We start from the raw sequence: 12761 nt of genomic DNA on the forward strand, positions 1-12761 counted from the left end.
ACCGTGCCAGCGGGGGAGAGCATTATTCAACCGTGTTGAATAAAACGCGGGGTCGGCCCCGCGGCAACCCCGACACCAAGGCCCGCATCACCGCGGCCGCCCGCGAGCTGTTCCTGGAGCACGGTTATCCGGGTACGACGGTCCGGGCCATCGCCGCCGCCGCTGGCGTCGACTCGGCGTTGATCAGTTACCACTTCGGCTCCAAGCAGGGCCTCTTCAGTCAGTCACTGAACCTGCTGTGCGTTGATCCCACCGCGCTCGACCAGGCTCTGCGGGGTGACCGGGACCAGTTGGCCGACCGCCTGCTCGACTCCGTCACCGGCCTGTGGGACGCTACCGGCCCGGTGCAGAGCCGGATGGCGGTGCAGCATGACGACACGATGCGCGCCCTGCGGGACTACCTGGACGGTGAGCTACGCCTCCGCATCGCTGAATTTCTCGGCGGGCCGGACGCCACGCGACGCGCCACCGCAGCGGTCGGCGTGCTCGGTGGGTTGATCTTCACGCGCTACCTGAACCCGATCCGTTCGATCGGTGCGCTCTCCCCGGTCGACGTCCGGCGGGTATTCGGGCCGGCGCTGCGTGCAGCCCTGTCCGGTCGAGCCCTGGGCTGAGCGCGCAGCCACCTGATGTGGTCGTTTCAAGCTGTTACCGCATTTCCGCCAAGGTCGAGACCCATGCTGTACGCGGGGACAGTAGGCCGCGACGGGGAGGTGCGGGAGTCGCCACCGCGCAGGCAGGGGTCCGACCCCGAGGGGACTGATCATGACCGACGCCAGCCGCGCCGGGGGCGCGACGCCTCGGTCCACGTCCGGCGCGGTGCGGGTCGCCTTCGCCTTCTGGATCACGCTCGTGGGCACCACCGTGCCGACCCCGCTCTACCCGCTCTACGAGCTGGAGTTCGGGTTCTCGTCGTTGACCGTGACAGTGGTCTACGCGCTCTACGCGCTGGGAGTCGTCGTCGGGCTGCTGGTCTTCGGCCGGCTCTCCGACCAGATCGGCCGCCGCCCGGTCATCCTCATCGCGCTGCTGCTCTCGGTCGCCGCCGACGCCGTGTTCCTGGCCGCCGTGGACCTGGCGATGATCATCGTGGGTCGGATCCTCGCCGGGTTGTCCGCCGCACTGATCATCGGTGCGGCGACCGCGGCGCTGGCGGAGTTGATCAGCCCTCGACACCCGAAGCGCGCCGCCACCGTGTCGATCTTCGCGAACCTGGGCGGCCTGGCCGCCGGCACCCTGCTGTCCGGGATCGTGTCGGACGTGGCCCCTGACCCGCTCCGGCTGCCCTGGGCCATCGTGCTGATCCTGGCGGTGATCGCGATCATCGCGCTGCGCGGGGTGCCGGAGACGGTCCGGGAGCGTTCACCGGTGACGCTGCGGGTGCAGCGCTTGCACGTGCCGGCGGCCATTCGCGGCGCCTTCGTCCGCTCGGCGCTCACCGCTGGCGCGGGCTTCGCCGCTCTCGGGGTGCTCACGTCGGTGAGCGGGCTGTTCCTCGGCATGGTTCTGCACGAGACCTCCCACACCCTGGCCGCGCTGGTCGTCTTCGTGGCGTTCGCCGGCGCGGCGTTCGGTCAGCTGTTGACCCGCGTGCTGTCCTCGCGCGCCGCGTTGGCCAGCGCCTGCGCCGGCCTGGTCGTGGGGGCGGGGCTGCTCGCGTTCAGCATGTGGATGGCGTTGCTGGCGACGCTGATGATCAGCGCGGCGATCATCGGGGTCGCGTCCGGGGTGGCGGTCGGCGACGGGATCGCGACGATCACGATGAAGACCGAACCGCAGCACCGGGCCGAGGCGGTGTCGACCTTCTTCGCCATCCTGTTCGCCATGCTCGGTGTGCCCGCGGTCGGGGTCGGTCTGCTGATCCAGACCATCGGGCTGCGCCCCGCCGGCGAGGTCTTCAGCGCGGTGGTGGCGGTGCTCGCGCTGGTCGTCCTGCTCAGCCTGGTGCGGGGCGGCCGGACTCGGCCCGCGAGCTGATCGCCGGCCCGGCCTGTTCAGGGCAACCGGGGTGCCTGGCGAGCCATTCACAGAGGTCTTGCGGCGGTCATCGTATACAACATACGCTCCCCGAATCGCCCACTTGAGGAGCTCTCCATGACGAACCTCTCCGTCCGCGACACGAACCTGCCCCGCCGGCGGGTGCTCCGGGCCGCCGTGGCGGCGGCCGCCGTCGTCTGCACGGTCGTCGCCTGCTCGCCGGTGTCGAACAACGAAGGCGGCAATCAGTCCGGCGGCGACCAGTCGGCAGGCCAGGATTCCTTCGGTACGCCCGCGGACCCGGCGGCCGTGAAGCAGGGCGGCAAGCTGGTCATCGCCCTCTCCGCCGAGCCCGACGCGCTGGACCCGACGCTGTCGAGAAGCCTCTACTCCCGTTACGTCTTCCAGGCGATGTGCCAGAAGCTCTACGACGTCAACGAGCAGGCGCAGGTCGTACCGCAGCTCGCGACGGCCCTGCCCACCACGAGCGGTGACGGCCGGACGGTGACCATTCCGCTGCGGCCCGGCGTGCGCTTCGCGGACGGCACGGCGTTCGACTCGGCCGCGGTGAAGGCCACCCTGCAACGCCACCTCACCAACGCCCGGTCGGCGCGCAAGAGCGAACTCGGCCCCATCGACGGTGTCGACACCCCGGACGCGCAGACCGTCGTCCTACGGCTGAAGCAGCCCTTCGCGCCGCTGCTCGGCGCCCTCGCCGACCGGGCCGGCATGATCATGAGTGCGCAGGCGCTGCGGACCCGGGGTGACGACTTCGCCTCGGCGCCGGTCTGCGTCGGTCCCTTCAAGTTCGCCAAGCGGGTGCCACAGAACTCGATCGAGGTGGTGCGCGACCCGAACTACTACGACGCCGGCAAGGTGCACCTGGACGCCATCTCGTGGCGGATCCTCACCGACGCCAGCATCCGCGCGGCCAACCTGCGCTCCGGCGACGCGCAGGTCGCCGATTCGGTCTCCACCCAGGACGTCGCCTCGCTCCGGCAGGACACGGCGGTCTCCGTCCTCCAGTCGCAGTCCCTCGGCTACCAGGGCCTGACCATCAACGTCGGCAACGTCGACGGCGTCGGCACCGCCGCCAAGCCGATCAACCGCCCCCTCGCCCAGAACGCCAAGGTGCGGCAGGCCTTCGAGCACGCCATCGACCGCAAGGCCCTGGTCGACGCGGTCTTCAACGGTCTGCACGCCGCCGCCTGCTCCCCGATCTCGCCCGCGAGCACGTTCTCGTCCCCCGAGGCGCAGACCTGCCCGGCGCACGACCCCGCCAAGGCCAAGCAGCTGTTGGCCGAGGCCGGCGTGCAGACGCCGTACACCGTGACGATGCTCGCCTCGAACACCCCCGACACGCTGCGCCTCGCGCAGGCGTTGCAGTCCATGGTGAAGGACGGCGGATTCGACCTGAAGATCAACCCGGTGGAGTACTCGTCGCTCCTCGACGAGCAGGACCGCGGCAACTTCGAGCTGCTGCAACTGGGGTGGAGCGGACGGATCGACCCGGACGCCAACATCACCAACTTCGTCGGCACCGGCGCCAGCCAGAACGTCGCCGGCTACAGCAACCCGCAGCTCGACAGCCTGCTGACCCAGGCCCGGCAGTCCGGCGACGTCGAGGAGCGCAGGAAGCTGTACGGGCAGGCGGTCACCCTGCTGCAGCAGGACGACGCCCTGATCTACCTCTACCGGCAGCGCAACCTGACTGCCGCCAGCAAGCAGATCCAGGGACTGCAGGTCTACCCGGACGGCGTGATCCGGGCTGCCTTCGCCGGCTTCACGAAGTAGGCAGTCGTGGCCCGATACCTGCTCACCCGCGCCTGGCAGTCGGCGCTGACCCTGCTGTTGTCGACGATCGTGGTCTTCGTCGGCGTGCGGGCGCTCCCCGGCGACCCGGCCCTCGCGCTGGCCGGGGAGGACCGCTCCCCGGAGGCGCTGGAGGCCATCCGTCGCCACTACGGGCTGGACCAGCCGCTGCCGGTGCAGTTCGCCCAGTACGTGGAGCGCATGGCGCAGGGCGACTTCGGGGTGTCGATCCGCACCGGTACGCCGGTCTCGTCGATGCTCACGACCGCCCTCCCGGTGACCGTCGAGCTGTCCGTGCTGGCGATCCTCATCGCGGCGGCGCTCGGGGTCGGCGCCGGGGTGCTCGCGGCGGTCCGTCGTGGACGTCCGGCGGAGTGGCTCGCCAACGGCCTGGCCCTGATCGGCCTGTCGGTGCCGCACTTCTGGCTGGGGCTGCTGGCGATCCTCTACCTGTCCGTGGCGACCGGGCTGTTCCCCGCCTCCGGCTTCGTGCCGATCCTGGAGGACCCCGTGGACAACCTGCACCACATCGTCCTGCCGGCCGTGATCCTCGGCACCGGCCTCGCCGCCATCATCATGCGGCAGACCCGGTCGGCGATGCTGGACTCGCTCTCCTCCGACTACGTGCGCACGGCGAAGGCGAAGGGCCTGCGACCGCGCGCCGTCATCACCCGGCACGCCCTGCGGAACAGCCTCATCGTTGTGGTGACCGTCGTGGGTCTCCAACTCGGCGGGCTGATCTCGGGCGCGGTCGTCACCGAACAGATCTTCGGGCTGCCGGGCTTCGGCAAGATGACCATCGACGCGGTGTTCCAACGGGACTACCCGGTGATCCAGGCCGTCGTCCTGCTCACCGCCGCGGCCTACATCGTGATCAACTTCTTCGTGGACCTGCTCTACTCGGTCATCGACCCACGCATCCGGGTGACGGGAGATCCGGCATGACCGTCCTCACCGTACCGATGGCGGAGACCGGCACCGCCAGCATCACCCGGCGTACCCGGGTGCTGCGGCGGCTGCGGCGCAACCCGCTCGCCGTGGTGAGCTTCGTGGTGCTCGCGTTGGCGGGCGTCATCGCGCTGCTCTCGCCCTGGCTCGCGCCGTACTCGGTCGACCAGACCGACTTCGCCCGTACGTTCGCGCCTCCCGGCACCGCCGGGCACGTGCTGGGCACCGACGACCTCGGCCGCGACGTCCTCTCCCGCATCATGCTCGGCGCGCGGGCGTCGTTGCAGGTGGGGCTCCTGGCGGTGGCCACATCGCTGGTCATCGGGGTGCCGCTCGGGCTCGCGGCCGGCTACTTCCGGGCCTGGGACGCGGTGATCTCGCGCTTCACCGACCTGCTGCTGGCGTTTCCGTTCCTGATCATGGCGGTGGGATTGGCGGCCATCCGGGGCGCCAGCCTCGGCAACGCAGCGGTGGCCATCGGCATCGCCCAGATCCCCGGGGTGATCCGGGTCGTCCGCTCGGACACGCTGCGCCTCAAGTCGCTGGACTTCGTCGCGGCGGCCGTCGTGGACGGCGCGAGCGACCTCTGGGTGCTGGCCCGGCACATCCTGCCGAACGCGACCTCGGTGATCCTGGTGCAGGCCACTGTCGCCATCCCGGCCGCGATCCTCGGCGAGGCGGTGCTGTCCTTCCTCGGCCTCGGCATCCAGCCCCCGGCGCCCAGTCTCGGCACCATGCTGGCCACCGCCCAGCAGTTCGCCGCCCGTGCACCGTGGGCGGCCGTCCTCCCCGGCGTCGTGATCATGGGTCTGGCGCTGGCGTTCAACGTCTTCGGTGACGCCCTGCGCGACGCCCTCGACCCGAAGGGAGACCGGCGATGACCACCGCCTCCGCGCCCGTGCTGGAGATCCGCGACCTGTCGGTGTCGTTCCCCACCGAGACCGGCACCGTCTCGGCTGTCGACGGGGTCAGCCTGGACCTCGCGGCCGGGGAGATCGTCGGGATGGTGGGCGAGTCGGGGTGCGGAAAGAGCGTCACCGCGATGAGCATCGCCGGACTGCTGCCGGGCAGCGCCCGGGTCACCGGTTCGGTGCGCCTGGACGGCAGGCAACTGGTCGGCGCCCGCGAGTCGGCCCTGCGTCGGGTCCGTGGCCGGGAGATCGCCTACGTCTTCCAGGAACCGATGACGTCGTTGAACCCGGTGCTCACCGTCGGACGGCAGATCGGGGAGGTGCTCCAGGTCCACGAACGGATGTCCCGACGGGCGGCGCGGGCGCGCGCCGTCGAGCTGTTGACGCTCGTCGGGATCCCGTCCGCCGCCCAGCGGGTCGACGGCTACCCGCACCAGCTCTCCGGCGGCATGCGCCAGCGCGTGATGATCGCGATGGCGGTGGCCTGCGGCCCGAAGGTGCTGGTGGCCGACGAGCCGACCACCGCGCTGGACGTCACCGTCCAGGCCGGCATCCTCCAGGTGCTGCGGGACCTGCGCGACCGGCTCGGCACGAGCGTCCTCATCATCACCCACGACCTCGGCGTGATCGCCGACATCGCGGACCGCGTCGTCGTGATGTACGCGGGGCGGGTGGTGGAACGGGCGCCGGTGGACGAGCTGTTCGCCCACCCCCGGCACCGATACACCGCCGGGCTCCTGTCGGCGTCACCGCAGCCGGGCCGGCACGCCGGCACGGACCGGTTGACCGAGATCCCCGGGCTGGTGCCCGTCCTGGCCAGCCAACCCGACGCCTGCACCTTCGCGGACCGGTGCCCGGCCGCCGACGAGCAGTGCCGGGCGGCCGCCCCACCCTTGGAGGGCATCGGCGGCCCCGACCACGTGGCGGCCTGTTGGCACCCCTGCACAACGGCACCGACGGCAGTTCAGGAGGCGAACCGATGACGCCGCAGCCGAACGCCCTGGAGATCACGGACCTGGTGATGCACTTCGGCCCGGTGCGGGCCGTGGACGGGGTGTCCCTGACCATCCCGCGAGGCCGGGTCACGGCCCTGGTGGGGGAGAGCGGTTCCGGGAAGTCGACGGTGGGCCGGTGCGTGGTGCGGCTCGTCGAACCGACCGCCGGGACGGTCCGGATCGCGGGCACGGACGTCACCCACCTGTCCCGACGGCGGCTGCGTCCGCATCGCGGCGCGGTGTCGATCGTCTTCCAGGACCCGGCCGCGTCACTGGACCCACGGATGCTGGTGGGCGAGATCGTGGCCGAGCCGCTGCGGCTCGCCGGCAAGCGGATCTCCCGGCGGGACCGGGACGCCCGCGTCGCCCCCCAACTCGAACGGGTGGGCCTGCGCGCCGAGGTGGCCCGTCGCTATCCCCACGAGTTGTCCGGCGGGCAACGGCAACGGGTCAGCATCGCGCGGGCCCTGATCTCCGAGCCCATGCTGCTCATCGCGGACGAACCCACAAGCGCGCTGGATGTGTCCGTGCAGGCGTCGGTGCTCAACCTCCTCGCCGACCTGCAACGCGACATCGGGTTCGCCTGCCTCTTCATCACCCACGACCTCTCCGCGGTCGAGTACCTGGCCGACGACATCGCGGTCATGTACTTAGGCCAACTCGTCGAGACGGGCAGCCGCGAGCGGATCTTCGCCCGGCCCGCCCACCCGTACACGCAGGCGCTGCTGTCCGCCGCGCCGGTGGCCGACCCGGTGCGTCAGCGCCACCGTCAGCCGGTGCTGCTCGGCGACGACCTGCCGTCCGCGCTCGACCCGCCGTCCGGCTGCCGGTTCCGGACCCGGTGCCCGCTCGCCTTCGACAGGTGCGCCACGGAGGTGCCGGCGCAGACCGCGATCGGCGACGGCATGGCCGCGTGCCACCTGGTCCGCCCGGACGGCACCGGTCCCGACGTTCGTGCCGCAGATCCCAGTGAGGTGTTGTCATGACGTTCACCACCCGACCCACGTTGCAGGGCACCTTCGGCATGGTGTCCTCCACCCATTGGCTCGCCAGCCAGGCCGCCATGGGCATCCTGGAGCGCGGGGGCAACGCCTTCGACGCCGCGGTCACCGCCGGGTTCGTCCTGCACGTCGTCGAGCCGCACCTGAACGGGCCGGGCGGCGAGGTGCCGGCCATCGTGGCCACCGCGCGGGACCCCCGACCGACGGTGCTGTGCGGGCAGGGGCCGGCGCCGGCCGGTGCCACCATCGCGCACTTCCGGTCCCTCGGAATGGACCTCATCCCGGGTGCCGGGCCGCTCGCGGCGGCCGTACCGGGCGCGGTGGACGCCTGGCTCCTGCTGCTGCGCGAGCACGGCACGCTCACCCTCGCCGAGGTGCTGGAGCCGGCGATCGGCTACGCAGGCGCCGGGCACCCGCTGGTGGGCCGGGTCGGTGACACAGTGGCCGCCGTCCGGTCGTTGTTCGAGGAACACTGGCCCACGTCCGCCGCGCTCTGGCTGCGCGGCGGCCGACCACCGGCCGCGGGCGAGTTGGTCACCAACCCGGCGTACGCGGACACCCTGCGCCGCCTCGTCGAGGCGGGACGGGCGGCCGGCGCCGACCGGGAGGCCCAGATCGAGGCCGCGCGTCGGGCCTGGAGCACGGGCTTCGTCGCCGAGGCGATCGACGCGTTCAGCCGGCGACCGTTCCAGGACTCCAGTGGCCGCCCGCACGCCGGGCTGGTCACCGGCGACGACCTGGCCGCGTACTCGGCGAGCTGGGAGGCGCCCGCCACCCTCGACTGGCACGGCTACTCGGTGGCGAAGACCGGCTTCTGGGGTCAGGGCCCGGTGTTGCTGGAGTCCCTGGCCACCCTGGACGCGCTCGACGACCCGGGCGCGTACGACCCGGGGACCGCGGCGGGCGTGCACGCCCAGGTCGAGGCGCTCAAGCTCGCCTTCGCCGACCGGGAGGCCTGGTACGGCGACGGCGTCGACGTGCCCGCCAAGGCGCTGCTCTCCCCGCAGTACGCGCGGGAGCGGGCCGCCCTGATCGGCGACCGCGCGTCGGCGGAGGTGCGGCCGGGGCGTCCGGACGGGGCGCAGCCGCGCCTGCCCGCCCACGTCCGAACCGGTGCCGCGCGGCGTACCGGGCCGACGGATGCCACGACGGGGGAGCCGACCGTGCAGTCGGACGGGGTGACCCGTGGCGACACCTGTCACGTGGACGTGGTCGACCGCTGGGGCAACATGATCTCCGCTACGCCCAGCGGCGGCTGGTTGCAGAGTTCCCCGACGATTCCGGAGCTGGGCTTTCCGCTGGGCAGCCGGTTGCAGATGTTCTGGCTGGAGGAGGGGCTCGCCTCATCGCTGGCGCCGGGCCGCCGCCCACGTACGACGTTGAGCCCGACGATGGTGCACCGCGATGGCGAGCCGGTGCTGGCGTGCGGCACCCCCGGTGGCGACCAGCAGGACCAGTGGCAGTTGCCGTTTCTGCTGCGCCATCTCGTCGGTGGGCAGAGCCTCCAGGAGGCCATCGACGCGCCGGCGTGGCACACGCTCAGCCTGCCGGGGTCGTTCTATCCACGGGACATCGAGCCGGGCGTCCTGGTGGTGGAGGACCGGTTCGACGAGGGCGTGTTGGCGGCGCTGCGGGCGTACGGGCACGAGGTGCGGGTCGCCGACGGGTGGAGCCTGGGTCGGCTCTGCGCGGTGACCCGTGACCCGGCGACGGGCGTGCTGGCCGCCGGTGCGAACCCCCGGGGCATGCAGGGCTACGCGTGCGGCCGTTAGCGGGCGCCGTAGCCGCCTTCGGCGTTCTCGTACGCCGCGGTGGAGGCCGCGTCGAGGTGGTCGAGTGCGGCCCGCTCGGCGCGGTCACCGTCGCCTGACTCGATGGCGTCGACGAGTTGGATGTGCTCGGCCCACGAGTGGGGGGCGCGTTCGGCCGCACCGAGCCGGAAGACCCACTGGACATGGAGGTAGAGCGACTTGGCGATCGACGACAGCCAGGGGTTTCCGCTGATCTGGAGGATGCGCAGGTGCAGCGTGCTGTTCAGCTCGGCGACCCGGGCCAGGTCCTGGCGCTGCGTCGCCTCGCGGCCCTGGTCGAGCAACGCGCGCAGGGACGCCACGTCGGCCGCGGTGGCCCGTTCGGCGGCCAGCCGGGCGGCCAGCGCCTCCAGGCGCTCGCGTACGACGAACATGTCGGTGATGGTCCCGCTGCTCGGTGAGGCGACGACAGCTCCCCGGCGGGGGAGGATCACGACGAACCCCTCCGCCTCGGCGACGCGCAGCGCCTCCCGGACGGGGTTGCGGGAGACGCCGAAGTCCTCGGCGAGCCGGTCCTCGGTCAGCCGTTCCCCGGGAAGGTAGTCGCCGTCGATGATGGCGGTCCGCAGCGCGGCGAGGACCTGATCGCGTAGCGGCAGGTGTTGCGCGCCGAGCTTGTCCCGTAGGTCTTCAGCCACCTGGTCGCCTCTCCGTGAACGTGTCCGGACAAAGTGTATACGAAGAACAATTATTGGAAGGTGGCCGACAGTGTCGAGCACAGCGCCCCGCGTCACCCGCCCCCGCGTCGCCCCACACCGGAGCGAGCGCCTGCTGCGGCGGCGGCAGGCGCTCGTCGTCGTCCTCACCTTCCTCACCGGGAGCGCCGACGCCCTCGGCTTCCTCGCCCTCGGCGGCGCCTTCGCCAGCGTGATGACCGGCAACATGGTCCTGCTCGGGCTCTCGGCCGGCCGGGGCGAGGCCGACCTGGCTCTGACGTCGGGCTGCGCCATCGTCAGCTTCATCGTCGGTGTCCTCGCGGGCGCCCGCGTCGTCGGCTCGGCGCAGCCCGACGATCCGGTCTGGCCCCGGCGGGTCACCTGGGCGCTGGTCCTGGAGCTGTCGGTGTTCGTGGTGTTCGCCGTCGTCTGGGAGGTCACGCTGCACACCCCGGACGCGCGCGTCCACCTGGCGCTGCTGATGCTGTCCGCGGTCGCGCTGGGCGTGCAGAGCAGTGCGATTCAACGCTTCGGTGTGTCCGGCCTGTCCTCCACGTACCTGACCGGCACGCTCACCAGCCTGATCGCCGGGGTGGCCGCGCGCAGCCCGTGGGCCAGCCTGCGCCCCAAGGCCCAGGTGCTGCTGGCCCTCATGGTCGGCGCGGCGGTCGGCGCCCTGGTCGCCCTGCACCTGCCGGTCGTCGCCCCGGCCCTGCTGATCGTGCCGCTGGCGCTCGTCATCGCCGTTTCCGCGCGGATGCGGGCCTGAGCGTCAGACGCCGCGAGCGAACAGGGCCAGACGTACCCGGTTGGGGCTGTCGGTCTTGGTCATCAGGCTGGTGATGTGGGTCTTGACCGTGGTGACGCCGATGTGGAGCTGGTCGGCGATCTCGGTGTTGGACAGACCCTCGGCGACCAGGTTGAGCACGTCCCGTTCCCGGGCGGTCAGGCCCGGCAGGGCCGGTGGTGACCCGGGGCGGGCGTGCACCGCGCGCTGCACGACGCGGCGCAGCACCTCCGGGCTGAACGGGCTGTCACCGACGGCGGCCCGGCGGATGCCGTCCAGCAGCTCGGTCGGCGGCGCGTCCTTGAGCAGGAACCCGCACGCGCCGGCGGTCAGTGCGGGGTAGAGGTGGTCGTCGTCGCCGAACGTGGTCAGCACCAGGACGCGGGTGGTGGGGCGTTCGGCGAGGATCCGGCTGGTCGCGGTGATCCCGTCGACGCCGGGCATCCGCAGGTCCATCACGACGACGTCGGGGAGGAGCCGCCCGGCCAGCGGAATCGCCTCCCGGCCGTTGTCGGCCTCCCCGACGACCTCGATGTCGGGTTGGGCCTCGCAGAGCATGCGCAGCCCGGCTCGGATGAGGTGCTGGTCGTCGACCAGCAGCACCCGGATCACGCCGGCTCCGGTGCGGGTGACTCGGCGGTGGCTTCCCGCTCGCGGGGCACCGCTCCGACCGGCGCGTCGGCGGACGCGGAGGCCCCGGCCGGAAGGACGGTACGTACCCGCCAGCCGGTGCCGGTCGGGCCCGCCTCCAGCCGGCCGCCGAGGACCTCGACGCGCTCGCGCATCCCGGTGATGCCGTGCCCGCCACCGGCCGGCACGCCCGCCGGCACCCCACCACGTCCGTTGTCGGTGACCTCCCAGTGCACGGAGCCGTCCCGGACGGCGACCACGAGGTGCGCGAGCGCGGACGTCCCCGCGTGTTTGGCCACGTTGGTCAGCGCCTCCTGGGTCAGTCGCAGCACCGCCATGCCGCGCACCGCGTCGAGTGAACCGATCGCCGGGTCGAGATCGGCCTCCACGGTGACACCCGCCTGCCGGGCCCGGTCGATGGACGCGCCGATCGCCGCCGGCAGCGCGGAGGGTTCGATCGCGGTCAGCGCCGCGTCACCGCGTACCCCGTCGGGGTTGCGCAGCACCGCGACCAGCCGGCGCAGCTCCGCGAGGGCCGCGGTGCCGGTGCCGTGCACGTCTTCGAAGACCTCGCCCACCCGGGGGTCCAGGTCGGTGAGCACGTGCCGGGCCACGCCGACCCGCAGGACCATCGACGCCACGTGGTGCGCGACGACGTCGTGCAGCTCGCGGGCGATGGCGCTGCGTTCGTCGGCGCGCGCAGCACGACTTTCCGACTCGTGCTGGCGTTGTTCGGCCACCGCCCGCTCCACGGCCTGCCGACTCAGCTCCCGGTTGGTGCGGATGACGAGACCGAGCAGCACCGGCACGCCGACCTCCAGGGCCAGCCCGACGACGCCGGAGGCGACCTGGCGGGCCGGGTCGCCGATCGAGTCGGTCAGGTCGACCACGACCAGCAGCGCGGCGGACAGCCAGATGGCCCGGGGCCGACGCGCCCGCATGGTGATCTCGAGCAGGGCCCAACTCGCGCCGACCTGGTTGATGGTGAAGTCGTCGACCAGGCGGATCGCGACCGCCAGCAGGGCGGCCTGCGCCAGCAGGTTGACCACCGGCCAACGGTGCACCGCCAGCCCCACGGTGAACGCGAGGACCGCGAGGATCCACTGTGTCGTCGTGGGGGTGCTGGCGGTGTGCGGAACGAAGAACAGGTAGCCCAGGCCGGCGAGATCGAGCAGCGCCATCCGCACGAGCGTGTCCCGCATGTCGAACAGTCGCCCCGGCCAGCTCACGTGG

12 protein-coding genes are annotated in these 12761 nt (G+C 72.2%); 9 read left to right on the forward strand and 3 right to left on the reverse strand.

Going from position 1 to position 12761, the window contains the following annotated elements; translation table 11 throughout:
- Positions 1–32: 32 nt before the first annotated feature.
- From ACFYL6_RS00800 to ACFYL6_RS00835, 8 genes are all read left to right on the forward strand, one after another.
- Positions 33–614, forward strand: coding sequence for a TetR family transcriptional regulator (locus ACFYL6_RS00800; protein WP_387165770.1), 582 nt, complete (start codon positions 33–35; stop codon positions 612–614).
- A 151-nt stretch (positions 615–765) separates the two neighbouring features.
- Positions 766–1977: an MFS transporter gene (locus ACFYL6_RS00805; RefSeq protein ID WP_387165772.1), complete on the forward strand. Its 1212-nt coding sequence runs from the start codon at positions 766–768 to the stop codon at positions 1975–1977.
- A gap of 117 nt (positions 1978–2094) precedes the next feature.
- The gene (locus ACFYL6_RS00810; protein WP_387165774.1) at positions 2095–3771 is read left to right on the forward strand and encodes an ABC transporter substrate-binding protein; all 1677 of its coding nucleotides are present in this window, start codon (positions 2095–2097) and stop codon (positions 3769–3771) included.
- A 6-nt stretch (positions 3772–3777) separates the two neighbouring features.
- Positions 3778–4734: an ABC transporter permease gene (locus ACFYL6_RS00815; protein WP_091399352.1), complete on the forward strand. Its 957-nt coding sequence runs from the start codon at positions 3778–3780 to the stop codon at positions 4732–4734.
- The gene (locus ACFYL6_RS00820; protein WP_387165776.1) at positions 4731–5618 is read left to right on the forward strand and encodes an ABC transporter permease; all 888 of its coding nucleotides are present in this window, start codon (positions 4731–4733) and stop codon (positions 5616–5618) included. The genes ACFYL6_RS00815 and ACFYL6_RS00820 overlap by 4 nt, the downstream gene beginning before the upstream one ends.
- Positions 5615–6631 (forward strand): ABC transporter ATP-binding protein, encoded by a 1017-nt coding sequence (locus tag ACFYL6_RS00825; protein WP_387165778.1) that lies wholly within the window; start codon positions 5615–5617, stop codon positions 6629–6631. Before ACFYL6_RS00820 ends, ACFYL6_RS00825 begins: the two co-directional genes overlap by 4 nt.
- Positions 6628–7629, forward strand: a complete 1002-nt coding sequence (locus ACFYL6_RS00830; RefSeq protein ID WP_387165780.1) for an ABC transporter ATP-binding protein — start codon at positions 6628–6630, stop codon at positions 7627–7629. Before ACFYL6_RS00825 ends, ACFYL6_RS00830 begins: the two co-directional genes overlap by 4 nt.
- Positions 7626–9416 (forward strand): gamma-glutamyltransferase family protein, encoded by a 1791-nt coding sequence (locus ACFYL6_RS00835; protein ID WP_387165782.1) that lies wholly within the window; start codon positions 7626–7628, stop codon positions 9414–9416. Before ACFYL6_RS00830 ends, ACFYL6_RS00835 begins: the two co-directional genes overlap by 4 nt.
- On the opposite strand, the gene ACFYL6_RS00840 is transcribed toward ACFYL6_RS00835, so the two are convergent.
- On the reverse strand, positions 9413–10093 hold the full coding sequence (locus tag ACFYL6_RS00840; protein ID WP_387165784.1) for a GntR family transcriptional regulator: 681 nt from the start codon (positions 10091–10093) through the stop codon (positions 9413–9415). The two genes, ACFYL6_RS00835 and ACFYL6_RS00840, sit on opposite strands and share 4 nt — an antisense overlap.
- Positions 10094–10163: 70 nt before the next feature.
- Between ACFYL6_RS00840 and ACFYL6_RS00845 the strand changes: the two genes are divergently transcribed.
- Entirely contained in the window at positions 10164–10880 is a 717-nt protein-coding gene (locus tag ACFYL6_RS00845; protein ID WP_387165786.1) for a YoaK family protein, read from the forward strand.
- Positions 10881–10883: 3 nt separating this feature from the next.
- On the opposite strand, the gene ACFYL6_RS00850 is transcribed toward ACFYL6_RS00845, so the two are convergent.
- On the reverse strand, positions 10884–11510 hold the full coding sequence (locus ACFYL6_RS00850) for a response regulator (RefSeq protein WP_387165788.1): 627 nt from the start codon (positions 11508–11510) through the stop codon (positions 10884–10886).
- A complete protein-coding gene (locus ACFYL6_RS00855) occupies positions 11507–12757 on the reverse strand; it encodes a sensor histidine kinase (protein ID WP_387165790.1) in 1251 nt (416 codons plus the stop codon). The genes ACFYL6_RS00850 and ACFYL6_RS00855 overlap by 4 nt, the downstream gene beginning before the upstream one ends.
- Positions 12758–12761 lie beyond the last annotated feature (4 nt).

This window comes from Micromonospora sp. NPDC007208, assembly GCF_042869175.1.
Lineage (GTDB): Bacteria > Actinomycetota > Actinomycetes > Mycobacteriales > Micromonosporaceae > Micromonospora > Micromonospora foliorum.

What these genes read in the sequence shown, in the direction of transcription:
- ACFYL6_RS00825 (WP_387165778.1), top strand. Translation starts at nt 5,615, where the DNA reads ATGACCACCGCCTCCGCGCCCGTGCTGGAGATCCGCGACCTGTCGGTG.
- ACFYL6_RS00830 (WP_387165780.1), top strand. Translation starts at nt 6,628, where the DNA reads ATGACGCCGCAGCCGAACGCCCTGGAGATCACGGACCTGGTGATGCAC.
- ACFYL6_RS00805 (WP_387165772.1), top strand. Translation starts at nt 766, where the DNA reads ATGACCGACGCCAGCCGCGCCGGGGGCGCGACGCCTCGGTCCACGTCC.
- ACFYL6_RS00810 (WP_387165774.1), top strand. Translation starts at nt 2,095, where the DNA reads ATGACGAACCTCTCCGTCCGCGACACGAACCTGCCCCGCCGGCGGGTG.
- ACFYL6_RS00820 (WP_387165776.1), top strand. Translation starts at nt 4,731, where the DNA reads ATGACCGTCCTCACCGTACCGATGGCGGAGACCGGCACCGCCAGCATC.
- ACFYL6_RS00835 (WP_387165782.1), top strand. Translation starts at nt 7,626, where the DNA reads ATGACGTTCACCACCCGACCCACGTTGCAGGGCACCTTCGGCATGGTG.